The 26049-nt window shown below is 66.3% G+C and carries 25 protein-coding genes; 13 read left to right on the plus strand and 12 right to left on the minus strand.

The genetic code is table 11. The features are described 5' to 3' along the window. Window positions 1–2: 2 nt before the first annotated feature. A complete protein-coding gene (locus AC1DW9_RS09405; protein WP_476775787.1) occupies window positions 3–1412 on the plus strand; it encodes an amidohydrolase family protein in 1410 nt (469 codons plus the stop codon). A gap of 276 nt (window positions 1413–1688) precedes the next feature. Here the strand turns inward: AC1DW9_RS09405 and AC1DW9_RS09410 are convergent, their stop codons facing one another. Beyond that, the gene (locus tag AC1DW9_RS09410; protein ID WP_441504639.1) at window positions 1689–1877 is read right to left on the minus strand and encodes a hypothetical protein; all 189 of its coding nucleotides are present in this window, start codon (window positions 1875–1877) and stop codon (window positions 1689–1691) included. 126 nt (window positions 1878–2003) lie between these two features. Between AC1DW9_RS09410 and AC1DW9_RS09415 the strand changes: the two genes are divergently transcribed. From AC1DW9_RS09415 to AC1DW9_RS09440, 6 genes are all read left to right on the plus strand, one after another. Then, complete coding sequence (locus tag AC1DW9_RS09415; protein ID WP_441504638.1) at window positions 2004–2345, plus strand: hypothetical protein; 342 nt, start codon at window positions 2004–2006, stop codon at window positions 2343–2345. A 243-nt stretch (window positions 2346–2588) separates the two neighbouring features. Continuing rightward, a complete protein-coding gene (locus AC1DW9_RS09420) occupies window positions 2589–4094 on the plus strand; it encodes a phosphorylase family protein (RefSeq protein WP_441504637.1) in 1506 nt (501 codons plus the stop codon). 449 nt (window positions 4095–4543) lie between these two features. Beyond that, window positions 4544–5191: a BON domain-containing protein gene (locus AC1DW9_RS09425; protein WP_441504636.1), complete on the plus strand. Its 648-nt coding sequence runs from the start codon at window positions 4544–4546 to the stop codon at window positions 5189–5191. Window positions 5192–5635: 444 nt separating this feature from the next. Continuing rightward, the gene (locus tag AC1DW9_RS09430) at window positions 5636–6172 is read left to right on the plus strand and encodes an Hsp20/alpha crystallin family protein (protein WP_476775788.1); all 537 of its coding nucleotides are present in this window, start codon (window positions 5636–5638) and stop codon (window positions 6170–6172) included. A gap of 247 nt (window positions 6173–6419) precedes the next feature. After that, the gene (locus AC1DW9_RS09435; RefSeq protein ID WP_476775789.1) at window positions 6420–6857 is read left to right on the plus strand and encodes a universal stress protein; all 438 of its coding nucleotides are present in this window, start codon (window positions 6420–6422) and stop codon (window positions 6855–6857) included. A 177-nt stretch (window positions 6858–7034) separates the two neighbouring features. After that, the gene (locus AC1DW9_RS09440; protein ID WP_476775790.1) at window positions 7035–7697 is read left to right on the plus strand and encodes a phosphoribosyltransferase; all 663 of its coding nucleotides are present in this window, start codon (window positions 7035–7037) and stop codon (window positions 7695–7697) included. Between the two features lie 246 nt (window positions 7698–7943). Here the strand turns inward: AC1DW9_RS09440 and AC1DW9_RS09445 are convergent, their stop codons facing one another. After that, a complete protein-coding gene (locus AC1DW9_RS09445) occupies window positions 7944–8270 on the minus strand; it encodes a hypothetical protein (protein WP_441504632.1) in 327 nt (108 codons plus the stop codon). A gap of 168 nt (window positions 8271–8438) precedes the next feature. Between AC1DW9_RS09445 and AC1DW9_RS09450 the strand changes: the two genes are divergently transcribed. Beyond that, on the plus strand, window positions 8439–10454 hold the full coding sequence (locus tag AC1DW9_RS09450) for a heavy metal translocating P-type ATPase (protein ID WP_476775791.1): 2016 nt from the start codon (window positions 8439–8441) through the stop codon (window positions 10452–10454). Window positions 10455–10495: 41 nt separating this feature from the next. On the opposite strand, the gene AC1DW9_RS09455 is transcribed toward AC1DW9_RS09450, so the two are convergent. The 3 genes from AC1DW9_RS09455 to AC1DW9_RS09465 form a co-directional block, all read right to left on the minus strand. Continuing rightward, window positions 10496–11191 carry a VIT1/CCC1 transporter family protein gene (locus tag AC1DW9_RS09455; protein ID WP_441504630.1) on the minus strand — a complete coding sequence of 232 codons (696 nt, stop codon included), beginning with the start codon at window positions 11189–11191 and terminating at the stop codon, window positions 10496–10498. A 30-nt stretch (window positions 11192–11221) separates the two neighbouring features. Continuing rightward, window positions 11222–11773, minus strand: coding sequence for a cytochrome b (locus AC1DW9_RS09460; RefSeq protein WP_441504629.1), 552 nt, complete (start codon window positions 11771–11773; stop codon window positions 11222–11224). Between the two features lie 65 nt (window positions 11774–11838). Beyond that, window positions 11839–12114, minus strand: a complete 276-nt coding sequence (locus AC1DW9_RS09465; RefSeq protein WP_441504628.1) for a PepSY domain-containing protein — start codon at window positions 12112–12114, stop codon at window positions 11839–11841. A 148-nt stretch (window positions 12115–12262) separates the two neighbouring features. Between AC1DW9_RS09465 and AC1DW9_RS09470 the strand changes: the two genes are divergently transcribed. After that, the gene (locus AC1DW9_RS09470; RefSeq protein ID WP_441504627.1) at window positions 12263–12952 is read left to right on the plus strand and encodes a response regulator; all 690 of its coding nucleotides are present in this window, start codon (window positions 12263–12265) and stop codon (window positions 12950–12952) included. Next, a complete protein-coding gene (locus AC1DW9_RS09475; protein WP_476775792.1) occupies window positions 12949–14307 on the plus strand; it encodes a sensor histidine kinase in 1359 nt (452 codons plus the stop codon). Before AC1DW9_RS09470 ends, AC1DW9_RS09475 begins: the two co-directional genes overlap by 4 nt. Window positions 14308–14434: 127 nt before the next feature. On the opposite strand, the gene AC1DW9_RS09480 is transcribed toward AC1DW9_RS09475, so the two are convergent. After that, window positions 14435–14974, minus strand: coding sequence for a Crp/Fnr family transcriptional regulator (locus AC1DW9_RS09480; RefSeq protein WP_441504625.1), 540 nt, complete (start codon window positions 14972–14974; stop codon window positions 14435–14437). A 62-nt stretch (window positions 14975–15036) separates the two neighbouring features. Here AC1DW9_RS09480 and AC1DW9_RS09485 point away from each other — a divergent pair, with 62 nt between their 5' ends. After that, on the plus strand, window positions 15037–15618 hold the full coding sequence (locus tag AC1DW9_RS09485) for a hypothetical protein (protein ID WP_441504624.1): 582 nt from the start codon (window positions 15037–15039) through the stop codon (window positions 15616–15618). A 294-nt stretch (window positions 15619–15912) separates the two neighbouring features. Here the strand turns inward: AC1DW9_RS09485 and AC1DW9_RS09490 are convergent, their stop codons facing one another. After that, entirely contained in the window at window positions 15913–16038 is a 126-nt protein-coding gene (locus AC1DW9_RS09490; RefSeq protein ID WP_441504623.1) for a hypothetical protein, read from the minus strand. A 204-nt stretch (window positions 16039–16242) separates the two neighbouring features. On the opposite strand from AC1DW9_RS09490, the gene AC1DW9_RS09495 reads away from it, so the two are divergent. Beyond that, complete coding sequence (locus AC1DW9_RS09495) at window positions 16243–16617, plus strand: hypothetical protein (protein ID WP_441504622.1); 375 nt, start codon at window positions 16243–16245, stop codon at window positions 16615–16617. A 323-nt stretch (window positions 16618–16940) separates the two neighbouring features. Further along, window positions 16941–20714, plus strand: coding sequence for a DUF2339 domain-containing protein (locus tag AC1DW9_RS09500; RefSeq protein WP_476775793.1), 3774 nt, complete (start codon window positions 16941–16943; stop codon window positions 20712–20714). A 154-nt stretch (window positions 20715–20868) separates the two neighbouring features. Here the strand turns inward: AC1DW9_RS09500 and AC1DW9_RS09505 are convergent, their stop codons facing one another. Genes AC1DW9_RS09505 through AC1DW9_RS09525 form a run of 5 tightly spaced genes read right to left on the minus strand, consistent with a single transcriptional unit; the run spans window position 20869 to window position 26028 of the window. Beyond that, window positions 20869–21786 (minus strand): dihydrodipicolinate synthase family protein, encoded by a 918-nt coding sequence (locus AC1DW9_RS09505; protein WP_476775794.1) that lies wholly within the window; start codon window positions 21784–21786, stop codon window positions 20869–20871. A gap of 24 nt (window positions 21787–21810) precedes the next feature. Continuing rightward, entirely contained in the window at window positions 21811–22713 is a 903-nt protein-coding gene (locus AC1DW9_RS09510) for an ABC transporter permease (RefSeq protein WP_441488525.1), read from the minus strand. Next, the gene (locus AC1DW9_RS09515; protein WP_476775795.1) at window positions 22713–23672 is read right to left on the minus strand and encodes an ABC transporter permease; all 960 of its coding nucleotides are present in this window, start codon (window positions 23670–23672) and stop codon (window positions 22713–22715) included. Before AC1DW9_RS09515 ends, AC1DW9_RS09510 begins: the two co-directional genes overlap by 1 nt. Before the next feature lie 55 nt (window positions 23673–23727). Beyond that, the gene (locus AC1DW9_RS09520) at window positions 23728–25305 is read right to left on the minus strand and encodes an ABC transporter substrate-binding protein (protein ID WP_476775796.1); all 1578 of its coding nucleotides are present in this window, start codon (window positions 25303–25305) and stop codon (window positions 23728–23730) included. Between the two features lie 12 nt (window positions 25306–25317). After that, window positions 25318–26028, minus strand: coding sequence for a FadR/GntR family transcriptional regulator (locus AC1DW9_RS09525; protein ID WP_476775797.1), 711 nt, complete (start codon window positions 26026–26028; stop codon window positions 25318–25320). Between the last annotated feature and the right edge of the window lie 21 nt (window positions 26029–26049).

Here is a 26049-nt window from a genome sequence, read left to right on the forward strand (position 1 = left end):
CAGTGCAGCAGGAAAGCGTCGACCTCGGAGTCCGCGGTCGCATTGTCACCATGGACAGGAACCGGGCCGTCATCGAGGACGGCATGGTCGTCTCGCGCGGCGGGCGTATTCTGGCAGTCGGCCCGCGCCAGGAGATCGCCTCGCGCTACCGTTGCGAGCAGGTTCTCGGCGACGAGCACGCCATCATCATGCCGGGCTTCATCGACGCCCACACCCATTGCACGCAATGTTTCGTGCGCTCGCTGACCAGCGGCGAATTGCCGATGATTCCGCGTCTTTACAGCCCGGCGCAGCGCTCGCTGAACGCCGAACAGGCCGGTACGACCGTGCGCCTGCTCGCAGCGCAGCTCCTGCGTTCCGGCATCACCACGATGTGCGAGGGCACGCTGAACCCCGCCCACGAGCCGGCAATCGTCGCCGCGATCGAGGAGACCGGCATACGCTGCGTCATGGCGCGCGGTGCCGCCGACCAGGACTTCCACCATGCCGCGCTCTACAGCCAGATCGCCGACCGCTCCTGGTACAAGGCCCGGGAGGGAGAGGCCGAGCGCGAGCTCGCCGCCACCGAGGAGTTCCTGAGACGCCATCCGCCGCGCGGCGACGGCCTGATCCGCGGCTCCGTCAACGTGTCGGCCCTGATGAATTTCTCCGAGGCCTATTTCCGCGGCGGGGCGGAGCTGGCGCGGCGGCACGATACGACGATCCAGGTCCATATCGGGCGCGACCGCGAGGAGGTCGAGTTCTGCCTGTCGGTCTTCGGCCGCAGACCCGTCGAGCGCCTGGCGGATCTCGGTGTCATCGACGAGCATCTCGTTGCCGTCCATGCGGTGCTTGCCAGCGAAAAGGAGATCGAGCTGCTGGCGCGCGGCCATGCCGGCCTGGCGCATTCCCCGGTCGAATGCGTCGCCAATCTCAACGCGATCCCGAACCTGCCGCGCTTCCGTGCGGCCGGCATCCGGGTCGCTCTCGGCTGCGACAACCAGGCCAACGACATCTTCGTCAACATGCGCGCTGCCTGGCTCATCCATGGCGCGAAATGGGGCATCGCCGGCTATGACGCGGATTTTCTCGCCGCCGGCGACATCATCGACATGGCGACGATCGAGGCCGCCTCGGTGCTCAGAATCGACGACATTGCCGGATCGCTCGAGCCCGGCAAGGCCGCCGACATCGTCGTACTGGATGGAAGCGGTCCGCATCTGATGTCGATGCAGCATCTCTCGAGCGAATTGCTGCGCTATGCCAGCCGGGCCGAGGTCACGAGCACGATCGTTGCGGGCAAGGTGCTCTATTCCAACGGTGCTTTCACGACGATCGATATCGACAGGCTTCGCGGCGAGGCACTGGCCGGCCGCGACCATGTCCGCGAGATCGTTGCCGGTCGTCGCTACAAGCCATTGCCGCAATGGTAGCTGCTGGCCGCAAAGTCAGACCCTGAAGCGGACCGGCGGGGGAGGTTGCAATCGCCGCCGCCGGCATCGGGGCGCCTGCTCGCCTTGAAGTCCTTCAGCCAGAGCATCGCGAAGCGAGCGGCGGGTTTATGACGCCAGCTGCTCGTCGCATGGATTTCCGGCGCCAGGTGATCTGCGTGCCGCATTGGGAGAAGCAGCCCCTGGCCGTGGCTGAAAATGCACTGGGAGCGGCGTGGCAACGAACCGCCCTTCAGCACAAGCCCTTGGAACGCCGTCCTATCCCATCGCCTCGCGCTGCTTCAGCAATGTGTTGAGCCGGTCCTGTTGTTCCTCGATCCGGTTCGCGATGGCCTCTTCCGCGCCCGATCCCGAGGTCGCGGTGGCTTGCTCCATCAGATCGGCGATATTCCGTCGGGCGATCGCAATCTGATCGTCGAGATCCTGCTTGGACGCGTTCTCAGGCATTGGCTGAACCTCCGGCCCTCTGCATGCCTCGATGTCAGGTTCCGGGCCGCTGGAACCCTGCTCGCGGCGCTGACGTTAGCTGATTGTGGTCCTCCGTGTGAGGCGAAATCGCGCTGGAGGAATCCGATGAGTTCAAACCCCATGCGAGCGTTCCTCTTCGGGACGGCACTGACTGCCTTGCTGTGCGCGGCTCATGCACAGGCCCAGCCGGCACCATCCCCCTCGATGGCCGGGCCGGAACACAAGGAGGGCACCGGGACTGGCTCGGGATCGTCGGGAATGGCGCCGCAGCAGGGCACTGGCAGCGGCGCGACACAGTATGCGCCGGGCGCCAATCGCCCCGAGCCGAACAGGCCGCCCTCTGCTGCCGACAGCCAGCAGAACCGCGACTACGGCCGGGACATGAGCCCTGACGGGCAGCCTATGCACCAAAGCAACCCTGTCGGGGGCGCCACGAAGCCCAATTGATTGCCGCGCCAGCGCAACGCGTCGACTCTCGGGCGGTCCGGGACGCTGGCCTGAAGGAGGGGCATCCTCGTGCCGTCCGGTCGGCAGGGCTTGTGGTTCGTCCCTTGCAGGTGGGGAATGCGCCCGATGGGCGGCGACCCTGTTCCTGCCGGTCGGGCGCGTCGATGCCGCGCGGAGAGCGACTTGAGGCGTCCTTCCCGGATCGCGTAGAGTTGGCATGTCCGTTGCTGCTCGCGGTGGTGAATGTCGAACCCGGTCAATCTCCTGAGTGCGAAGGCCGCCCTCGACGACAATTATGTACTGGTCCTGACGACGAACTCCGTCGAGCGAACGGCGGTCGAGCGACTGTTCCAGGAACGCACGGTCGCCAGAGTTGAACATCCCCATAACGGAGCGACGCTCGGCCGGATCGGAAATCGTTTCTGTCTTCACCTGACCGGCGAAGCTGGTGCCCAGGGGGACAAATCGATCGGGCGCCTGGCGCGGTACGTCACAGGCTCGTTCCTTCCGAAGCCGGTTCTCGTGGTGATCGTCGGTTTTGCCTGGGGAAACCCGGCGAAGGTGGCCCCTGGCGAGGTCGTCATCTCCAGGGAAGTCTGGGCGATCAATCGCGTGAGAATGACGGAGCAGGGCGAGGAAAGGCTTCGCACGCCCCGCGAAAGTCCGCTCGGCGACCTGAGTGATCACGTCGAGCGGCTCCTGGAGAGGGGGCTGACCGGGGTTCGAGCGGGGATTCTCGCCTCCTGCGAAACCTATTTTAGCCAGGATGAAGCCCGGGACCGGGTCCTCGCGCAGTATCCGGAGGTGTTGGGCGGCGAGATGGAAGCCTATGACTTCGTCGCCGACCTCGGAGTGCCCTGGTTCCTCATCAAGGGGATTTCCGATGATGCCGGCAACGGGGTCAAGCGAGACCGGCAGCGCTCCGCAGCTGCGGCTGCGGCCGGCCTCCTGCTTCCTCTGATCGTTGATCTTGAGGCGCAGGGAGCCATCCCGCCGCCTGCCGAGAGCCGGGACGCAGAGCGCCTGACCGATGCGGTGATCGGTCAAGCCATACGAATTTCCCCGCCCAGCCAGGACCGCGACGCGATTACCGATCACATCAACGACACCATCGGCCCCCGAATTGTCAGGAGGCTGTCGCGCTATACCTCCGATGCGGACGCCGATGGCGGCCTTCCGGAATGCCTGGGAGTGCTCATCATGGAAATTGCGCAGAACGCGATTGTCCATGGCGGAGCCTCCCATGTGACCTGCGCCTTCACCGAAACATCCGTAACGGTGAGCGACGATGGGCGGGCGTTCGACCTGACGATGCTGGCGGGCAAGCGCGGGGGAGCCATTGCGTGGGAACACTACCGGAAGCGCTATCCCGGCAGCGACCTGATCGATTTCAGTCAGAAATTCGGTGGGCGCAGAGGTAACAATTACAGATTCGAAATGAAGAAGCTTTCCAAGGCGATACGCTATGCTCGTGAAAACTGCATGTTGGTTCGTTCCGGGAGCTACGGAAACCATCTGGGCAGTCGATTTGCGTTCAATGCCGATTGTGAATGGCTCTATTATGATGCGACTGAGCTCTATATGCGGTCCAAGAGCATAGTTGTTACGCAGGAGCTGTGTGATCTGCTCGAGGAGGGCAGGGGGCTGTTCATTGCCTGCCGCAATCAGGATCAGGTTCAGGATTTCGAGGGGGAGCTGAGCCAGTACGCTGGTCCAAATCTCAGGGTCTTTGTCTCGAGCCGCGTCTGAGCCGGGCCCCGTTCATCGGCGCACGACGCCTTGTCCCGGTGCTTATCGAAGAGCCGCTCCGCGCCGAGGGCTCGTTCCTGGTTCCTCTCCGATGCGCGGAGGTCGGTTTTCGGTCAGCGCGGTCTCGCACCGCGACGCGGTCGGGCCAAACCAGAGGCTCTCTGCGTGGCCTTCCGCTTAGGCAGCCGTTGGGATTTGCAAGGCCCGCGCGATCGATCGCGGCGAGGACACTGCCCCCGGGGGCATGTTGATCTGAGGCATCAGGCCTGACCGGCGCGCGCGGGGGACGTCTCTGAAGGCGCCCGACGAACGCAGCGGGCATGGAGGAACGATGGGCGCTGCGAGCCCGTGGCTGGCCTCTTGATCCAGGTCAATGTTGCCCTTCGAGAACTGGCCAGAATGGGGTCAGCCTCGGACGACACGCATTTCTAAACAATCAGGAGGTGGCGATGAATGATCTGTTGCTTCGTGAATATGTGCTCAACGAGCTCGAATTCGAGCCGAGCGTGAGCGCGGCCCATATCGGTGTCGCGGTCGAGAACGGCACGGTCACTCTCTCGGGACATGTTGGCAGCTATGCCGAAAAGCTGGCGGCTGAGCATATCGTGCAGAGGGTGAAGGGTGTGCGCGCGATCGCTCAGGAAATCGAGGTAAGGCTCCCAAGCGACAAGAAGACCAACGATGACGAGATCGCGCAGCGCGCGGTCGACCTCATCAGTTGGGACACGACAATCCCGGACGAGAAGGTCAAGATCAAGGTCCAGGATGGCTGGATCACGCTGACGGGCAGTGTCGACTGGTATTTCCAGCGCGATGCCGCAGAGGCCGCCTTGCGCAAGCTCTCCGGCGTCGCAGGCGTCATCAATCTGATCGCCGTCAAGCCACGTGTGGAAGCCAGCGACGTCAAGAACAGGATCGAGAGCGCGCTGAAGCGCAGCGCGGAGCTCGAGGCGGGGCAGATCCGCGTCATGGTATCGGGCGGGCGGGTAACGCTGGAAGGAAAGGTCAAGGCCTGGCACGAGCGAGGCGTCGCTGAGCGGGCGGCCTGGGCTGCACCCGGCGTCACGGCGGTCGAGGATCACCTGGCCATTGCGTGACCTGATGTCGAGCGGCGTCGCATCGATCTGAACGGCCGACATCTATGATCAGGCGACCTTCAGTGTTGCGCTGCAGTCCCATGCAGGCAGCGGCCGAGCTGACGGGGGGCGATGGGAGAGGCCGGGCAACGTGCTGGCACCCGCGCGTCGTGCTGGACTAAACCTGCCCATCGGGGCCGCCATGGCGGTATTTTTTGGACAGGCGTGCTGCCCTTTCCGCTGCGTCAAGGATATCGCGGGCGCCTCGCGCTTTCATACAGTGCCTGCCTCGCTCGGACGGACCGGCGCAGGGCTAGGACCGTCCAAGCGGTCCGTCGCGGAGAAGCAAGCGGTCCTGGGGGATGCGACGGGTGGTGCCGCTGCCTGGCCCGTCTGGCAAGACTGCTTGGCTGAGCACATGGCGGCGGTATCTGCGATCCACCGAACGTTCCAAAGGAGATCGTCATGGCTGATCCCGCAACCAAATTGCCGATCAAGGGCGACAAAGCCACCATGCCCGCGCAGCAGACCGGCTGGACGCCGTTCGAGAATCTCAGGCGCGAAATCGATCGACTGTTCGACGACTTCCACCCGTTCGGCTGGCGCCTTCCGGTGACGCGTTCGCCCTTCGACCTCGCGTTTCACCGCCTGTCGGGTGCCGGCTGGCCCGTCGCGCCGGCCATCGACCTCGCCGAGAAGGAGAAACAGTACGAGATCACGGCCGAGTTGCCCGGCCTTGACGAGAAGGATGTCGAAATCGGCCTCTCCGGCCGTACCCTGACGATCAAAGGGGAAAAGAAGGAGGAGAAGGAGGAAAGGCAGAAGGACTATTATATGTCCGAGCGCCGCTACGGCTCCTTCCAACGCGCTTTCCAGCTGCCTGAAGGCGTCGATGCCGACAAGATCGATGCGACGTTCAGCAAGGGCATCCTGACGGTCAGGCTGCCGAAGACGGTCGGAGCGCAGAGGGCCGAAAAGAAGATCTCGATCAAGGCGGCCTGATACCCGGCGTCGCCGTGGTTGCCCTGTCAGTGGACATCGCCATACGGCCGGGGCGGTCGAGGTCGTGTACCGATCGGGTCCTCGGCCTCGACGCGCAGACACTGCGGCGCGCTAAGCTTCGCACGTCCGGAACGGCCGCGCTTGCGCTGGCGGGCGTCTCCCTGTCGAGCGCGAAGTCTCGCGGCGATGCGTTCCTGGCGTCGGGCATGATCCTGGCGCAGCTGATCCAAGAACATTGGGAGGAACCATGTACAGCCATCTTCTGGTCCCGATCGACGGCTCTGCGCTCTCTCGGACTGCCATGCTGAGCGCCATGGAGTTTGCCCGCGACGCGAGCGCGAAGGTCACCGTGCTCACCGTCGTAGAGCCATTTCACATCTTCACGGTGTCGAGCGAGCAACTCGAGACGACACGCGAGGGGTACAGGCAGCATGCCAAGGCTGAGGCAGCCGCCGTTCTGGCGGTTGCAGAGAGCGAGGCGAAGCATTTCGGTATACCCTGCGATGTGGTCCAGATCGAGAGTGACGATCCCTATCGCGAGATCATCAGGACGGCCGCACAGCGTGGCTGCGATCTGATCGCAATGGCATCTCACGGACGGCGCGGCGTCGCCGCCCTTGTTCTCGGAAGCGTGACGACGAAGGTGCTGACCCATTCGAAGATCCCGGTTCTGGTCTTCAGGTGAGGCATCTCCCGGTCGGTGGCTGTTGCGGCCAATGTCCGGTGTGGCGCGATGCACCGGCATGGGGTGCGGGCTTCTGTACCTCGGGCGAGAAGGCAGCCGGGCGCACCGACGATGACATACGGATTGGCCTCCCAGACCGAATGGTGCGTGACGCGTTCGATTGAAGGGTGAGATCCGATGCGCTTCTCGAGCCGAACGGATGCCGGGCGCAGGCTCGCTTCGCCGCTCCTGCATTATCGCGGGCAGCATCCTGTCGTGCTGGCGCTGCCGCGCGGGGGCGTGCCGGTCGCAGCCGAGATCGCGCAGGCCCTGGCCGCGCCGCTCGACCTCGTTCTCGTTCGCAAGATCGGCCTTCCCTGGCAGCCGGAACTCGCCGTTGGTGCCGTAGTGGATGGCGGGGAGCCGATCATGGTGCGCAACGAGGCGATCATCAGGCGTGCGGCCATCGGGGAGGACGAGTTCCAGCGCATCTACGCTCGCGAACTCGCCGAGATCGACCGCAGGAGGGCTCGCTATCTCGGCGCGCGCGCCCGTGCGCTGCTCACCGGCCGGACCGTGATCGTCGTCGACGACGGCATTGCGACCGGAGCAACAATGAGGGCCGCGCTGAGGGCCATACGCCAGCGCAGGCCTGGAAGGCTTGTTCTGGCCGTCCCCCTCGCCCCTGCGGAGGTCGTCGCGGAGCTGCGCCCCGAGGTCGATGACCTCGTTTGTCTCGACAGTCCGGAGCCCTTCGTCGCAATCAGCAGTTTCTACGGGGAGTTCGGGCAAGTCTCCGATGAAGAAGTCGTTTCGATCCTGGCGCGCTTTCCGGCCGGCGAACGGCAGGCGGGCCGCTGATCCGCCATCTCGGTCCGTTTGCCTGATCAAGGCTGCGTGCTGCTGGTTGATCCAGCGATGAACCCGCAGCAGGTGTTTTAAAGCATCGGCCCGAAAAGTGGATTGCGGTTTTCGGGAGAGCCGATGCAAACACAAAGGGTTAGATCATCGGACCGGATAGGGTTTCCGGTCCGATGATCTGATGAACTGATCCTTCAAACCGGCGTCGTCCCGATCGACCGGCCGCGCCATCACGGCCACCTTGGGTCAGCTGATGCCTGCCGGACAGCGGCGCCATATCTCGGCGCCGGCAGAACCGATCGTCACCCGCACCTGGGTCTCGCCTTGAAGCACCATATCGACGGGCGCGCCGGCATCCGCCTCTCCGGGAGGCAAGGTGAAGCTGAACCTGTGCCGCGTGTAGGTCCCCGACAGCGTCAGGCCCTTGGTGGTGGTGACCGAGGGGCCCTCGATGGCGAAGCGCTGCCCATGTCCGGAACACCAGGCGCCGTCGATCGCATCGGCGCGGGCTGGGTTCACCGCCCCGACCGTTACGGCTGCGGCGGCCGCCAGAGCCAAGCAACCCCTATGCATCGGCGCTACCTCCGTGATGACTCGGTGGTGAAGAGGGGCGTTGCATCCCAGCCGTCCGCCACCATGAGGGAAGGCCATGCCAAAGTGAAGCTTGGATTGTAATTGGAATAATTCTAAACTAGATGGATGGCGCAATCCTCACATCGACCCGATCGGGATGATTCCACCATGACGACCATCACCGGTTCCGCGCCGCTTTGTCCTGCCAGCGCGCAGCCTTGCACCTGCTTTCGCCCGTTCGAGCGCTCCTGCTCGGCTAGCGCGGCCGAGCAGGCCAGGCGCGCTCCAGGCTGGTTTGGCGGCCGCGTGCCGCGCGCGCTGATGCTGTTCGGTCACGACCTCGAGACCATCGAGGTTCTGCGGATCGCGGTTGTCGCCGTCTCGGCCGTGCTGATCTGGTTTCAGGTCGTCCGACCCGTGGCAGGCTGGGATCTCGTTGGCGTCGGCGGCTTGCTGTTCGGAGCCTGGCCGATCGTCCGCGAGGCGATCGAGAACATCAAAGAGCGGCGAATGACCATGGAGCTCTCCATGTCGATCGCCATTGTGGCGGCCGCCGCGATCTCTGAATTCTTCACCGCGCTGGTCGTCACCTTCTTCGTGCTCGTGGCCGAGGAGCTGGAGCATCTGACGGTGGACCGTGGGCGGGCCGCGATCGCCGACCTGATCGACGTGATGCCGCATGAGGCGACCGTGCGCCGCGACGGCGTCATCTCGGTCATTCCCATCGACAGTATCGTGGTTGGCGACCGCGTCCTGGTCGCTCCCGGCGAGAATATTCCTGTCGACGGGCTCGTCCGGTCGGGCCTGTCCTATGTCGATCAGGCGCGGATCACCGGCGAGTCGATGCCGATCAAGCGCAGCGAAGGCGATGCCGTCTTCGCGGGCTCGATCAACCAGTCGGGTGCGCTCGATATCCAGGTCAACCGCGTCGGACGCGACACCAGCTTCGGGCGTATCATTGACGCGATCGAGAACGCGGAACAGTCCCGCGCGCCGGTCCAGCGCCTCGCCGACCAGCTCGCCGGCTATCTCGTCTACTTCTCCTTCGCCGCGGCGATCGTCACCTACCTGCTCACCGGAAACATCCGCGACACGATCTCGGTCATCATCGTCGCCGGCGCCTGCGGCGTCGCAGCCGGCACGCCCCTGGCGGTACTGGGTGGCATCGGCCGTGCCGCGCGCAACGGCGCGATCATCAAGGGTGGCGTGCACCTTGAGATGCTCGGCCGCATCGACACGATCGTGCTCGACAAGACGGGGACGCTGACCTTCGGCGAGCCGCGGGTTCTCGAGATCCATCCGGCGCCCGGCCGTAGCGAAGGGGAGTTGCTGAGGCTGGCGGCTTCGGCCGAACTGCGCTCCGAACATCCGCTGGCCAAGGCGATCGTCGCGGAAGCGCGGGCGCGCGAGATTGCGGTGCCGGAGCCCGATCGCTTCGACTACACGCTCGGTCGCGGCGTCTCGGCGCAGATTGGCGAGGATCGTATCCTGATCGGCAGCGTCAAGCTGCTGCAGGCCGATGGGATCGAGGCTCCCGCGGGTCGGGCCGGCAACGCCGTCTCGTCCGAGATCTGCGTCGCGATCAACGGCCTCTATGCGGGCTCCTTCGCAGTGGCCGACGAAGTCAGGCCGGAGGCGGCCTCTGCCATTCGCGCCCTGCATGCCTTGAATATCCGCACCATTCTGCTGACCGGTGACAATGCCAGGGTTGCCGACAGCGTCGGGGCCAGTCTGGGCATCGACACGGTCGAGGCCGGCATGCTGCCCGAGCAGAAGCTGGAGCGCGTGCGGACCCTGGTCGCCTCCGGTGCCAAGGTCGCCATGCTGGGCGATGGCATCAATGACGCGCCGGCGCTGACGGCTGCAAGCGTCGGCATCGCGATGGGGTCCGGGACCGACGTCGCCAAGGAGAGCGCGGATATCGTGCTGCTGGCCAACGACCTGGAGCGTCTGGTCGAGACGGTTCGCATCGCCCAGCGCACGCGCGGCGTCATCTGGCAGAACTTTTCAGGCACAATCGCGGTGGATGCCCTGGGCATCGCCATGGCGGCCTTCGGCTTCCTGAATCCGTTGCTGGCCGCGTTCATCCACGTCTCGTCCGAGCTGATCTTCATCTCGAACTCCGCGCGGCTGCTGCCGGCCGGCGAAAAGCGGGTGACGGCAGCAGCCGGGAGAGAGTCTTAAGTACCGGACCGGCGCCAGCCGCGGATCCTTGGGGGAGGAACCTAGACCTGATGCCCGACGAGCGCGCCGATCGCCCAGGTCGCGGCCATCGCGATGGCGCCCCAGAACGTCACGCGCAGGGTCGGCTTGACGATGCCGGCTCCGCCGACGACGGCGCCGATCGAGCCAAGCAGGGCAAGGCAGACGAGCGAACCACCTGAGACCGCCCAGCCGATCGATCCCGCGGGCACGACGAGGGCGAGCAGCAAGGGGACGGCTGCGCCCGTTGCAAACGTGACGGCCGAAGTCAGCGCCGCCTGGACAGGCCGCGCGATCATGTGCCCGGCGAGACCAAGCTCGTCGCGTGAATGCGCTTCGAAGGCATCCCTGGCCGTCATCTGCTCCGCGACCTTGCGGGCGAGCGCCGGTTCGACGCCGCGCTCCACGTAGATCTGCGTTAGCTCGGCCAGTTCCGCCTCGGGCTGCTCGGCGAGTTCGCGCCGTTCACGCGCCATGTCCGCCTTCTCGGTGTCCGACTGGGAACTGACGGAAACATATTCGCCAGCCGCCATCGACATGGCGCCGGCGACGAGCCCGGCGACGCCCGCGACCAGCACCTCGTTGGCGCTCTTGGCCGCCGCCGCGACGCCCACGACGAGGCTTGCCGTCGAGATGATGCCGTCATTGGCACCGAGCACGGCGGCGCGAAGCCAGCCGATCCGCTCGACAAGATGATTTTCACGGTGGAGCGGATACATGGCGTCGGTCCTTGCGGTTGGCCGGGCCGCTCAGTCGAAGCGCGAACCGCGGGGCGTGACCAGGGGCAGCATACGCGAGAGCGTTGCATCCTTCAGGACGAGGTGATGGGCAATCGCTGCCAGCGCATGGACGCCAGCCAGCACCATGAAGAGATGGGCGGCCACGACATGCGCGTCCTTGAGAGTCTTTGCCAGAGCGGTGTCGAGCGCGACCGGCGATGGAATGGTGGCGAGCCAGAAGAAGTCGACGGGACGGCCCCTCATCCAGGCCGCGAAGAGCCCGATCAGGGGGATCGCCAGCATCGCCGCGTAAAGACCGAGATGTGCGATCTTCGCAGCCAGTTCCACCATCGGCGCGGCCGGCAGCGCCTCGGGTGCGGGCGTCATGCTGCGCCAGCCGATGCGCACCACCGTCAATGCGATCACGAGAAGACCAATCGACATATGGAGCGTGAGCAGCCACGGGCGGTCGCCCTTCGGGAATTCGTCGCGCACGAGCCCTATTCCGTAGGCCGCGACGACGGCGAGCGCGATGACCCAGTGAAGGCTGATGGTGAACCTGTCGTATCGGCGTGTCGGCATCGGGAAATCCTCATGGCAGGAGCTGAAACTGAGAGCAGGGGCTGGAGAGGGGGCCTGACGGCTGGTCAGTCGTCGTCGCCATCCCGCGTGACGCGTTCGAGCGTTTCAGGATCGAATTTCGCCTTGATGCGGCGGCCGGCTTCGTCGGCCGCGCGGACCTTGTAACAGCCGTGGTCGGTCTTGATCCGCATGGTGGTCCAGCCTTCGGCCCGGAGCTTTTCGACCAGTGCCTCGCGCGGCTTCCACTCCGTCATCGGAGCAAGGCAGCGTTGGCCGGCGTAAGCGGGAGCCGTCACCCCGAAGAGGAGGCCGAGTGCGGCGGCTGGCAGGGCGCGCTTCATGAAACCTGTCCTCCACGGGTTGGGCCGATGGCCCCTTCCATCACGCCAAGCTGACACCCACCTGAACGGCGGATGCGATTGCGTTCAGCCCGCTGTCAGGTTTGTGCCATAGACGGGCGAATGGTCCCCGGAGGCTGCGGAACCCGGCATGCGTGTGCTTCTCGTCGAGGACGATCCGATCCTGGGTCCAGCGGTGCGCGACCAGGTCGCAGCCGACGGACATGGCGTGGATTGGGCGAGCCGGATTGCGGATGCCACGGAGTTCATCCGGCTTGCGAGCTACGACCTGATCCTTCTCGACCTGATGCTGCCGGACGGGCGTGGGCTCGACCTGCTCCGCGCCAGACGGCAGGCCGGCGACGCGACCCCGGTGATCGTCCTGACCGCGCGCGACCAGGTCTCCGATCGGATCGCGGGGCTGAACGCCGGGGCGGACGATTATCTCGTCAAGCCGTTCGATCTGGCGGAGCTCTCCGCACGCCTTAGCGCCGTGGCGCGCCGCTATGGCGGCAATCCCAATCCCCTGCTGCGGATCGGAGATCTGACGCTCGATCTTGCGGCGCGCACCATCGCCAGGGATGGCCGCAGCATCGCCCTGACCGCGCGCGAATGGGCCCTGTTCGACGCCTTCCTCCAGCGCCCGGCCATGCTTTGCTCCAAGGCGCTGCTCGAAGAGCGGCTCTACGCCTTCGATTCCGAGGTCGAGAGCAACACGATCGAGGTCTATGTCGGGCGTCTGCGCAAGAAGCTCGGCGCCCATGTGATCGAGACCGTGCGTGGCATGGGCTATCGTCTCGGTGCGACAGCCGTCGCAGGATCGGGCAAGGCGAGGCCATGACGAGATTCGCGTTGCCGCCCAGGGGCAGCCTGCAACGCCGGCTCGCCTTGTCCCTGACCGGCGGCGTCATGGCGCTGTGGCTCCTGGCAACGCTGGGCGCCGGCTTGCTCCTGCGCCATGAGATCGACGAGGTCTTCGACAGTGCCTTGCAGGAGGTGGTCCAGCGCGTGCTGCCGCTCGCCTATACCGAGGTTCTCAACCGCGATGCGGATGCAGAGCCCGGGCCCCAGCAGATCGCATCGGTCGGCGCACATCGCGAATACATCACCTATGTCGTGCGCGATGCGGCCGGGCGGAGCCTGCTGCAGTCGCATGACGCAGACCCGGCGCAGTTTCCGCCGAACCCCGCGCATGGCTTCAGCGACGGACCGAGTTCGCGTCTCTACACGGAGGTCGCCGTCAGCGGCACACTTGTCGTCACCGCCGCCGAGCGACCGGGCCACCGCCAGAACGCGGTGCGCGACGCCATCAAGGTGCTGGCCTGGCCGCTGCTGCTGCTTCTGCCTCTCGGCATCGCCGGAACCTGGGCGCTGGTCGCCTTCTCCCTGCGGCCGGTCGTGGCCTTCAGGCGCGAGATCGAGGCGCGCGGCGATGGTCATCTGGCGCCGGTCGCGGTCGCGGCACTGCCCTCGGAGATCGCACCGGTGGCAGAGGCCGTGAATGCGCTGATGGCGCGGATGCGGCGGGCGCTGGATGCCGAGCGCAGCTTCACCGCCAACAGCGCCCATGAATTGCGCACGCCGGTCGCTGCCGCCCTCGCGCAGACCCAGCGCCTCAGGGCCGAGCTTCCGGAGGGGCCGGCCCGCGCCCGCACGAAGGAGATCGAGACGGCGCTGCAACGGCTGGCGCGCCTGTCCGAGAAGTTGCTCCAGCTCGCCAAGGCCGAGGGGGGCGGGTTGCTTTCGGAAGTGCCCCAGGACCTCGTGCCCGTGCTCGCTCTCGTTCTGCATGACCTTGAGGACCAGGGCAGGGTCGAGCTCTCGCTGCCGGCAGAGGAGCGGTTCGTCTCGACCCTCGACATCGACGCCTTTGCGATCCTCGCGCGCAACCTGATCGAGAATGCGCTGAAACATGGCTCCCCGACCCGGGTGGTGCGGGTGAGCTTGACGCAGGACGGGAGTTTCAGTGTGACCAGCGCCGGGCCGGTGCTGTCGCAGGAGGTCCTCGACGGCATGACGCACCGCTTCACGCGCGGCACGACGATGGCCGACGGTTCGGGGCTCGGCCTCTCGATCGTGCAGACGATCATGCGCGGTGTCGGCGGCGAGCTCGCCTTCTGCTCGCCCGCCCCGGGACAGGCGGATGGCCTCGAGGTCCAGGTGCAACTCCCCGGCCTGAAGCCGACAGCCGGCTGAGCGCCCTTCGGTCCCGTCGCCAGGACGCGGCCCGGGCGGTGCGGAGCGGCAACCCTCGGTTGCCCCTATCGACAGGCGTGAATGGGAGCCGTTTCCGGCGATCGGGGCCCTGGAGCTCCGCTGCCTGTCACCTTCGCGCAGCGCGCGCCCGCGCAATTTCCCGATACAGCGCCTCTGGCGACACCCCGATCTCGGTCGCGATATGGCGCCAACCTCCCTTGGCCGGCAGAGGGCCGTTCCAGGCGATCCATGCGTCGAGCCTGGCCTTGACCGTCTTCAGGGAGGCTATCTCGGCATGCAGTCGTGCCCGCTGCACTTCATGAGCGAGATGGCTGGCCCAGGTTTCGGCAAGCACCGGATCATGCGCCAGGGCCTGCTTCAGATCGCGCCGCGAGACCGCCTGCGTGACAGCCGCGGTCTCGGCGCGCCCGTCACAATGATATTGCTCGGAATAGAGCGAGGCTTCGGCCAGAATGGCCCCAGGCAGCGCTCGCTGAAGGATCAGCGCGGCCCCATCATCCTGGTGCCGGATGAGATGGAGGCAGCCGGAATGGACGACATGAACCAGCCGGACGGGGTCACCGCGATGGAAAACGGCGTCCCCCGCGCAAAATTCGCATGTCTGCGTGGAAAGCCCCTTCAGGAGCGCAATTGCTGGTTCGGGCATGATCGCTATCATGTTCAGCGTCTTGGCGGCATGGCAAGCGTATTCCACACAAGGAGACCAGCATGATCCGCTCCATTGCTTTCCTCGCCTGCCTGCTTCCCGCAGCCGTGCTGGCGCAAACGCATTCCGGCCATCACGGCGGCGGAGCAACCCCTGCTGCGAGCCAGCCGATGACGCAAGACTCCGGTGGGCCTGGCCTGCGTCCGACGCAACCGGGGCAGGGGGCGTTCGCCGCGATTCAGGAGATCGTCGAAATCCTGGAACAGGACCCCAGGACCGATTGGTCCAAGGTTGACATCGAAGCGCTGCGGCAGCACCTTGCCGACATGAGCGCCGTGACATTGTCGTCCGAGGTCAAGGCCGAGGCGGTCGAAGGGGGGAGGCGGTTTACCGTCACCGGAACTCCGCCCGTGCGAGATGCCGTGCGACGCATGGTGCTCGCGCACGCCGCCACGATGAATGACCGGGAGGGTTGGCGCTTCGAGGCGGCGCCTATCGAGAACGGGGCGACCATCACGGTGCGCGTTCCCGCCAAGGATGCAGCCAAGCTCAAGGGACTGGGTTTCCTGGGCGTCATGACGCGGGGCATGCATCATCAGGAACATCATCTCATGATCGCCAGGGGTGACCGCCCACACCAGTGAGCCGCAGCGATCCGGACCAGAAGCGGTACCGGCCTTGGGACGACGACGCAGGGCTTGTCTTGCGTGCGGTCGGGGGCCTGTCGGGCTGCATCGCCTGAATATGACTGGGCTGGTTCCAGCCGATACGCTGCCGAAGTAGTTTTGTCGCCGGGCTGAACGGCGCTGCCGCCTTCGGTGCCGGGCTGGCCCTGCTGCTTTGTGCAGGCGCAGCATGGGCGTTTCGGCCCTCGCGGGCGGCAGGCTGAGCCCAATGGCCGCCCGCCGCCGATCTCTCTGTAACGTCCTTGTTTCGGTCTAGCTCCAGAAGCCTTCCTGATAGGCGCGGGGCGAGAAATCCGTCTCGTCCTGCTGCTCCTCGTGGTCCTCTTGGGGCTCGCGTTCTGTCTCGACTGTGCAGTCGGAAACGTGCCTGTCCAGCATCGAATCTCTCCTTTCAGATTGTGAGGGAGGGTGCTTAGGCAGTCCCTATATGACCATTTATGCTGCATCGCACAAGACAAAGGCGGTGCGCCCCGCATGCGTCCAGCGCGGGAACAAATCAGTTACAACCGTGTTGCTATGATTCCCCCGCAATGCGGAGTTGTTGTGTTTTGCCGCGACGCGGCCTTGAAGATTGGATCCGAGATGAACCGAAAGACCTTCCTTGCGAGCGTGCTGGGTGCGATCGCGATCGCAGGTGCAGCCGTTGCCTCTCCCACGCCCGCCAGTGCCGAAGCTTTGCCCGCTGGCCTGGCCGCCGGCCTCGACCGGCAGCCGGCCGAATACAGCATGACCGCCGCCAAGGAGCGCCGGTTGATGATGATGCAGGAAGCCAATCGCCAGCAGCGCTATGGTCGCGGCGGATATGGCCCGCGCCCCGGCTACGGGCCGCGCCCTGGCTACGGCCCGCGGCCTGGCTATGGACCACGCCCTGGTTATGGCCCCGGCTATGGCCCGCGCCCCGGCTACGGCCCGCGCCCTGGTTATGGCCCCCGTCCCGGATATTACGAACGCTGGTGATCCAAAGCCTGTCCGGACACGCATGGCCCGGCCAGGCCTGATCATCCACCAGGGGGAATTTCCCTGTCTGCCTTGCCGATCGTGGCCCGCCGTTTCGAAGGGAATGGCGGGCCTTTCATGTCCGGGCCTTGGCTGCAGGGAGGGGGCGGGTTCGCTGCCAGCACCGTGGGATTCGTGATCGGCGTGGCACTCGGAATGCTGACATGGCGGTCGATCTGGAGGGCGAGCCTGGCCGGCTGGCAGGTTAACCGCCGAAGATTAGACAATTCCCGGCCCGGTGCCCTAAGTGTCGGGGGCGAACGACTTTAGGTTGAGGGCCTGCCTTGGAAGCTCTGGTGATTCTCGGCCTTGCCGTCATTGGCTTCCTCATCGCCATTCCCTGGGCCGCCTTCTCCTCCCTCTCGCGCGCCAATCGCGCGCTGGCCCTGGTCGCAAAGCAGCAGGAAGAGATCGACCAGCTCCGGCTTGCCCTCTCCACGCTCCGCGAAGCCCACGGCGAAACCGGTCAGGCGGAGGCCGAGGCAGAGGACGAGGCCGTCCCTGCGGAATGGCTGCATCGCGAGCTTGCCCCGGCAGAGGATCCAACCTTCACGGCCGAGGCCGTGCCGCCGACGCCACTGGAGACCGCGGCGGATCCCATGCTCGCCGCCCCGCAGCCTGCCGACGCATTCGCAGCCGACGCGCTGGCGCTGGAACAGGCCGCCGCGATGACGGAGCTGGCGCGGGACGCGGAGGCCGAGGCCCCGCCGTCGCTCGATGCCTTTGCAACGCCTGAACCTGTGCCATCCGCGCCCCGCCGCGATTTCGAGGAGGCCATCGGTTCGCGCTGGGCCGTCTGGGTCGGCGGCATTGCGCTCGCCTTCGGCGGGCTCTTCCTGGTCCGCTATTCCATCGAGGCCGGCGTCTTCGGCCCCGGCATGCGGCTGCTGATGGGCGCAGCCTTCTCCCTCATTGCAGCCGTGGCCAGCGAGTGTCTCAGGCGGAGCGATCGACTTGCCCATCTCGGCGAGAGGCCGGGCGCGCTCGGCCGGCTCGGCGGGGCCAATATCCCTGCGGTTCTCGCCGGCGTCAGCGTGCTCAGCGGCTTCGGCGTCGTCTACGCGGCCCATGCGATCCACGGCTTCATCGGGCCGGCCCTGGCTTTCACGCTGATGGGACTGATCGGGCTCGCGGCGCTCGCCGCGTCCTTGCTCCACGGCCCGGTACTCGGCCTGTTCGGCCTGGTCGGTTCCTACGCGACGCCGCTGCTGGTCGCGAGCAGCGCGCCGAACTTTCCGGCGCTATCCGTGTTCCTCGCCCTCGTCACGGCCGTCGCCTTTCTCATCCATGCGTGGCAGCCGAGCCGCGTGGTGACGCTTGGCGCCATCGCCGGCCATGGCATCTGGACAGCCCTGATCGGGCTGTCCGGGGAGAGCCCGACCTGGTCATCCCTCCTGCTCGTCGTCGGGGCTGTGCTGGCGCTCGTGCTTCTGAAGGAATGGCCGAAACTGAAGGGCGGCACAGCCAGAAGCGCCTGGCCGGTCGCCGGCTTCGACGGCATCGGCCTTGCCGCGATCGCCACGCCGCTGGTCCTGTCCGGGGTGCTGTGGACTGCCGATGGCGGGCCCGTCATGCTGCATCTCGCCATCCTGACGACCGTGCTGGTCGCCAGCATCTCAGCCGTCCGGTACGGCGATCTTGCCCCGCTGGCGCCGCTCGCCGCGGCCGCCGCTTCCGGCATGGTTCTGCTCTGGCCCAACGTGCAGGGCGCCTTCGGGCTCTCGCCGGACATCGTCCTCGACATCGTCAGGCTGAGCATCACCGGCAATGCCGGGCCGGGCATCCGGTGGACGGCGGCGCTACTCGCCCTGATCGTGGGCGGCTTGCCCTTTTACGCACTGCTCCTGCGCAAGGGCGCCGGCGCCGGCGGCTTCATCATCCGCGGCTGCCTCGGCTTCGCCTCCGCGCTCGGGCCGATCTGCCTGCTGCTGGCGACGGCGCTCCGGAGCAACGGTTTCGAGCGCTCGACGGGCTTTGCGGCGCTCTCGCTTCTGCTTGCTGCCGCCCTGTTCGCCGCCTCCGAATTGCTGCTGCCGGTCGAGCGGCGCAGCACGCGCTCCCGGACAAACCCGCTGGCATTGATCGGCTCGGCCGCCTATGCCGCCGGCGGCGCGATCGCACTTGGCCTCGCCGTCGCCTTTGCCCTGCGCGAGACCTGGCTCGTCGTCGGGCTTGCGGTCGCGGCGGCCGGCGTCGCGATCATCGCCAGCCTGCGGCCGATCCCGCTTCTGCGCAGCATGTCTGCCGCCCTGGCGACAGCGGCGCTCGCGCGCCTGGTCTGGCAGCCGATCGTCTCCGACATGGGCTCCTGGCCGCTCGTCAACTGGGTCATCCCGGCCTATGCCGGGCCGGCCCTGTGCTTTGCGATCGGCGCGCTGGCGCTGCGTGGCAAGCAGGACCGGCCGCGCAGCGTCTTTGAGGCCCTGGCGGCCTTCTTCGGCGCGGCCTTCATCCTGCTCGAGATCCGGCAGTTCTTTGCCGGCCCCGAGCTCGTCCCGGACATCAGGCTGATCGCCGGCCATTATTCCGGCCTGCCGCGAAACCGCCTGTTCGAGGAGGCTGTCGCCCATGTCGTGGCGCTCGGCCTGATCGGCACTGGACTGCAGGTCCTGGCGCGCCGCCTGGGCGGGCGCGTCTTGCGGCCGGCGGCCGATATCACGGCGGCCCTCCTGCTTCTGCTCAGCCTCGCTGGGCTCTGCGGCCTGCTCAATCCGCTCTTCGACGGCACGGCGGTGCTCGGGCCTCCGATCTTCAACCGGCTCCTTTTCTATGTCCTTGCCGGCGGCGCGCTCGGCCTGCTCGGCTTCCGGCTCGATCGCGGGCAGGCGCGCTCGCGCATCGGCGAATGCCTGACCGCCTGCGCAGCGGTGCTGGTCTCGCTTGGCGCCGTCCTGATCGTCCGGCAGGGTTTTGCCGGCCCGGAACTGGCGCCGCGCTCGGTCGAAACGGTCGGCTTCATCGAGGCAGTCATCGTGACGATCACGTTGCTCGCCCTCACTGCAGCCGCGCGCATCTGGCACGAGGCGGCGCAGAACCGCGTCACCCGTTGGGTCCTGCGCGTGCTCGCTTTCGCCGCCGTCGGCTGGGCTGCCCTGGCGCTCGGCATCGTCCGCAATCCGCTGTTCGACCAGAGCGGCGTCTCCGGCCCCATCATCTTCAACCGCATCCTCTGGGGCTATGGCGCGGTTGTGCTCGCCTTTGCCGGCGCAGCCTTCTGGTTGCGCGATGCGCGGCCCAGAATCAGCCGGGCCTTCGCGTGGACGGCATGGGCGGGCACGGCGCTCTGCGCCTTCCTGCTGCTGCGCCACGGCTTCCATGGTCCGCTGCTGGTCTCAGGCGAGCCGGTCACGCTGGCCGAGGCCGGCTGCTACGCCGCGATCGCTTTCATCATGGCCATTGCGGCGATGATCGCCGGCACGGTGACGATCCAGGGCCGCGCTGTCCCCTTGCGCCCGGAGAGCGCGGCGATCGCCTCCTGCGCCGTCTTCGCGGTTCTCTCGGGCGTCGTCGCCAATCCGCTGCTGAGCGAGGTTCCGTTGGCGGGCCTGTTCATCCTCGACAATGCCCTGGTCGGTTATCTCATGCCCGCGCTGCTTGCTTTCGCTGCGGCGCGCTGGACGCGCGAATTCGTTGCGGCGGCCCTGCCGCGACGGATCTTCGGCGGCACGGCGATCATCGGGGCGCTCGCCTATGTGCTGATCGAGGTGCGGCGCTGGTTCGTCGGCCCCGATCTCCTGGCCGACGGCATCGGTGCGACCGAACTCTACGCCTATTCGGCGGCGATCCTGCTCTATGGCGTCGCGCTGCTGGCGCTCGGCTTCCGCTTGCAATCGAAGGATCTGCGTCTGGCCTCGCTTGCGGTCGTCACCATCGCGATCTGCAAGGCCTTTCTGGTCGACATGTCCGGGCTGGAAGGCCTGTTGCGGGCGCTCTCCTTCATCGGCCTCGGCGCCAGCCTGGTCGGCATCGGGCTCGCCTATCAGCGCTTGCTGCAGCGGGAGAATGCGCAGCAGGGCGCGGCGATCCGGGAAAGCGGGGCCGCAACGGAAGGGGGCTAAAGCATCAGCCCCAAAAGTGGATTGCGCTTTTTCGGAAAAGCCGATGCAAACACAAAGGATCACATCATCGGATCGGATACGATTTCCTGTCCGATGATGTAACGCGGTTGCTGCCGCAGCCGCATTCCTGGGGAGAGCTGCGACCGTCCTCGGATCAGCCGAGAAGGCCGGTCTCGCTGAGGATGACCTTGATCGCCGCCGCTTCCTCGGCGTTGAGGGAGCGTTGCGGGCGGGCCATCGTGTTGGTGTCGATGATGCCGAGAAGCTGCATCGCCGTCTTGAACGCGCCGACGCCGGCCGAGCCGGCGCTGGTCCGGCCGAGCGAGATCCAGACCATCTCGAACAGGCGGCAGAGCCGTTCCTGCTCCTTGCGGGCCTCGTCCCATTGGCCTGCCTGAGTGAGCCGCCAGAGCTTGACGTAGCCTTTGGGGTCGACATTGGCGAGACCGGGGACCACGCCCTGGGCGCCCATCAGCGCGGCGTTGTCGACAACGATCTCGGAGCCCGTCATCGCGAAGAAATCCGGCATGTCGGCGAGATCCTGCCGGACGAAACGGAAATTGCCGTCATCGCCGCTGGAATCCTTCAGGCCGGCCACGGTGCCTTCGCGGGCGAGTGTGACGGTCGTCGCGCGCTCCAGCTTGATATGGACGCAGACGGGAATGTCGTAGGCGATCACCGGGCAGTCGACCGCCTCGCGCACATAGCGGAAATGGTCGATCGTCTCGGCCTGGTTGGTGCGGGTGTAGAAGGGGGCGGTCACGACCAGCGCATCGGCGCCGGCCGATTGAGCCGCCCTGGCGTGCTGGATGACGCGGTCGGTCGTCGGGTCGATCGCCCCGGCAAAGATCGGGACGCGGCCGTTATTGATCTTCACGGCATGCTCGATGATCCTGCGGCGCTCGTCATCGCCGTGGAAGACGACCTCGCTGGTCGATCCGAGCACGAAGAGCCCGTCGACGCCACCCTCGAGTAGATGCTCGATCACCCGGGTGAAGGAGGGGTAATCGACCCGGAAATCTCGCGTCAGCGGGGTGACGACCGGGGGAACCACACCGTGGAAACGTGCCATGGACCGAAACTTTCTCTGCGTTGATCAGGTGATGTCGGCGCGGGGATCGAAGGCGTCGCGAAGCCCGTCTCCGATGAAATTGATGGCGAGTACGGTGGCGACCAGCGCGGCGCCTGCCGGCATCCACTGCCAGGGGTGCAGTTCCAGCACGACGGTCGAGCGCGCGGCCCTCAGCATGTTGCCCCAGCTCGCTTCGGGCGGGACGATGCCCATGCCGAGAAAGGAGAGGCCGGCTTCGAGCAGGATCGCATTGGCGACCTGCACGGTGGCGTAGACCACGAGGATATCGAGCGAGTTCGGCAGGGCATGGCGCCAGAGCAGGTGCCCGAGACCGGCCCCGAAGCCGCGCGAGGCGACGACGAAATCGCGTTCGCGCAGCTCGAGCAGGCGCGCCCGCACCATGCGCGAGAGCACCGGCCAGGAGAGCAGGGAGATCACGAAGATCGTCGGCAGGATGCCCGTGCCGGTGATCGAGGCGAGCACCAGAAGCAGGATGACCGGCGGCAGAGTCATCGCGAGATCGACAAGGCGCATGATCACGCCGTCGAGGGCCCGCCCGCCGAACGCCGCAACCGCGCCGACGACGAAGCCGACGCAAAGCGAGATCGCGACCGAGACCGAGGCGATCAGCAGCGAGATCCGCCCACCCTGCAGCAGGCGGGCCAGCGTATCGCGGCCGACGCCGTCGGTGCCGAGCCAATGGGAAGCCGTCGGCCCGGAGTTCAGCGCCCGCAGATCGATGCTGTTGGGCGCATGGCGCCACCAGAGCGGGTAGGTCAGCACGGCGAGCAGGACGGGCGCCAGGATGAGCAGTCCCGCGATCGCCGCGCGATTGCGAAGAAAGCGCCCGAGCGCGCGCTGGAGCGGGCTCCGGCTGCTGCCTCGCAGAGGGACCGCGCTCGCGGCGATCGGCGCATCCGCGTTCATTATCTCACCTGGATGCGCGGATCGACCACCGCATAGGCAAGGTCGGTCAGAAGGTTGACCAGGATGACGCCGGCACCGATCAGCAGCGTCGCGCCCATGATCACGGGGTAGTCGCGGGTCTCGACGGCCTTGACCATCAGGAGCCCCATGCCCGGCCAGTCAAAAACGCTTTCGATGAAGATCGCGCCGCCGATGGCGATGCCGATGGTCGAGCCGATCAGGGTGATGACGGGCAGGATGGCGTTGCGCAGGGCATGCCGGACGATGACCGCAAATTCGCCGACGCCCTTGGCCCGCGCCGTACGCAGATAATCCTGGTTCAACACCTCGATCATCGAGGAGCGCATGTAGCGCATGAACAGCGCGGAATAGACGACCGCCAGCAGCGAGGCGGGCAGGATGAGATGGGCCAGGAGATCGGAGAGCGAGAAGGGGGCGCCCGGCGTCAGCATCCCGCCCGAGGGAGCCCAGGGCAGCACAACCGCGAAGACATAGAGGCCGAGCAGGGCGTTGAGGAAGGCCGGCGTCGAGATCGTGACGAAGGCGACCAGGCCGAGCCCGATATCGATGGCGGAGTTGCGCTTGACCGCCCCAATGACGCCGGCCGCGATGCCGAACACGATCGCCATGGCAAGCCCGGTCAGCATCAGCAGCAGGGTCGGCCCGGTGCGTTCGACCAGCAGCGGCAGCACGCGCACGCCGGCCCTGTCGATGGAGTAGCCGAGATCGCCGGCGAGCGCTGCGCCAAGCCAGGCGAGATATTGTACTGGCCAGGACCGGTCGAGGCCGAGCCGTTGGCGCAGCGCGTCCATCTCGGTCTGGCTTAGCGGCGCGAGCGGGTTCAGATAGGCGTCGACCGGGTCGCCGGGGGCCAGGCGCAGCAGCACGAAGACCAGGATGCTGAGCGCGATCAGCATCATCAGGCCGGCGGCGAGCCGTTTCAGATAGAAGCCAAGCATGGATCAGTCCGTCGTCGAAGGGACGAGGGAGGGCCTTTTCGGCCCTCCCGCCGGCTCAGGGCGCGATCGACCATTTCTCCGGCGTGGCCGCGAACGGCCCGCCGCCCGGCGCCGGCGTCCAGACGAAGTCCTTGAGCTTGACCGAGGCGACGCCATAGCGATTGGCGACCCACATCGTGCCCCAGGGCAGGGTCTTGTTCATGACGGCGCAGACGTCCTGGTATTTCGTCGTCGCCTTGGCCTGATCGGTCTCGGCGACGGCTGCGTTCAGCGCGCCATTGAGCTCGGGGATCTTGATCTGCAGGAAGTTCTGGCCGACGGGCGGGATCTGGCTCTCGTTCAGCCCGAGATTGAGCGTTCCGGGGTCGGGGCCGTTCTGCAGGCCGGCATAGACCAGCGGGAAATCGGCCGGGTTCGACGTCCGGGACATGGCGATGGCGTTATAGCCCGCGGGGTCCAGGGCGCGCGGCACGACATTTATGCCGACCTGGGCGAGCATGGACTGGACGGCGGCCATGACATTGGCGGTCAGCGGGTTGTTGTAATAGGTCAGCCAGGTGATCGGCTTCGTGCCGTTGATCTTGTCCCAGCCGGCTTCCTTGAGCAACTGCGTCGCCTTGGCCGGGTCGTAGGCATAGGCGTCGAGCCCCTTCGGGATCAGGCTGCCTTCGACATAGCCGCAATCGGCCTTCTTGGCGGCACCCTTGTAGAGGCTGTCGATGATCGCGTTGCGGTCGATCGCATGCATCACCGCCTGGCGGACGCGGATGTCGTTCCAGAGCGGCACCTGGTTGTTGAAGCCGATATAGTTGGCGACATAGGAGGCGCCTTCGATGACCGTGAAATCCTTGTTGCCCTTGAAGGTCGGGACGTCGTCGGACTCGATATAGGTGAACTGGATTTCGCCGGCCCGCAGCGCTGAGATCGCCGCGGCCGCATTGGCGAAGTAGCGGTTGATCAGCCGGTCGACCTTGGGCTTGCCGCCGCGATAGCTCTCATGGGCTGCCAGTTCGACGAAGCGGTCGGTCTCGTAGCGCACGAATTTGAACGGGCCGGTGCCGATCGGCTTCGTCGACCAGAGCACGTTCTTCGCCATGTCCTCCGGTGCGATCGCCGAAAGCGCATGCGCCGGCAGGATCATCATCTTGGTCAGGCTGACGATCAGCGCGTTGTCGGGCCTGGAGAGCCTGACGACGACCGTGCGCGGGTCCTTGACCTCAACGCTGTCGATGGCCGCCAGGCGCGCCGACAGCAGGCTCGCGGTCTTCGGGTTCTTGTTGAGCGCGATGGTGAACTTGACGTCGTCGGCGGTGAAGGCCTGGCCGTCATGCCAGGTCTCCTGCGCCAGCTTGAACGTGTAGCTCAGCTTGTCGTCGCTGATCTCCCAGCTCGTCGCCAGGGCCGGCACGAGCTTGGTCAGGCCGGCATCATAGGTCACCAGCGGCTCGAAATAGGTGCTCAGCCAGGTGTAGCCGGCCGGCGCCGTCATCGGGTTGAAATTGCCCTGCAGGCCACCGGGGCCGACATCGAAGCCGCCGGTGATCGTCTTCATCTGGGCGATGGCCGGCGTCATCATCGTGCCGGCCAGCAACGCGGCGCCGATCAGCGCCCTATGATACGTCCTCATGGTCATCGTAACCTCCCATCAGTTCGCCGCCTTGTTGGCTGCGATTATTTTTGAGATGCCGTGATAGTGGTGGTCGAGGCGCTCGCGCGCCGTCTCGGCGTCGCGTGTCGCGACGGCCTCGACGATCTCGTGGTGATCGCGCCAGGTTGCGACCGGATCGCGATTTTCGAGATTGATGAAATCCGAGGCCTTGACGAAGGCCTGCCAGAAGATGTCGAGCAGCTTCAGCAGAAGCTGGTTGTCCTGGCAGCGGAACAAGGTGCGGTGGAAGAGCCGGTCCTCCTCGAGGAAGCTCTCGCCGGCATCGACCCTGGCCTTCATCTTTGCTGTGAGGGCGCGCAGCTCGGCGATGTCGTCGGCGCCGATCACATGCACCGTCCTGCCGATCAGAGCGCCTTCCAGCGCGCGGCGAATGGTCAGGAGCTCCTCGAAATCATCGAGCCTGCCGCGCAGGCCGAAGGCGAGGTTGTCGAGCAGCGGAGCGAAGGAAAAGTCGCTGACGAAGATGCCGATGCCGCGCCTGGTCTCGACGATGCCGACCGATTCCAGCGCCTTGACCGCCTCGCGCACTGAGTTGCGGCTGACGCCGAGCTGCTGGGCGAGGTCGTTCTCCGGCGGAAGCTGGCTGCCCGGAGGCAGGCCGCTCTCGTCGATATAGGCCTTGACGCTTTCCAGCACGGAGACGTGCAGCGATTGCGGCTTCACCAGGGGTCTGATCGTCCGGGTCACGGTCTTCGACCTCATCCTGTG

This window comes from Allobosea sp. P4_E12 (genome assembly GCF_056401655.1).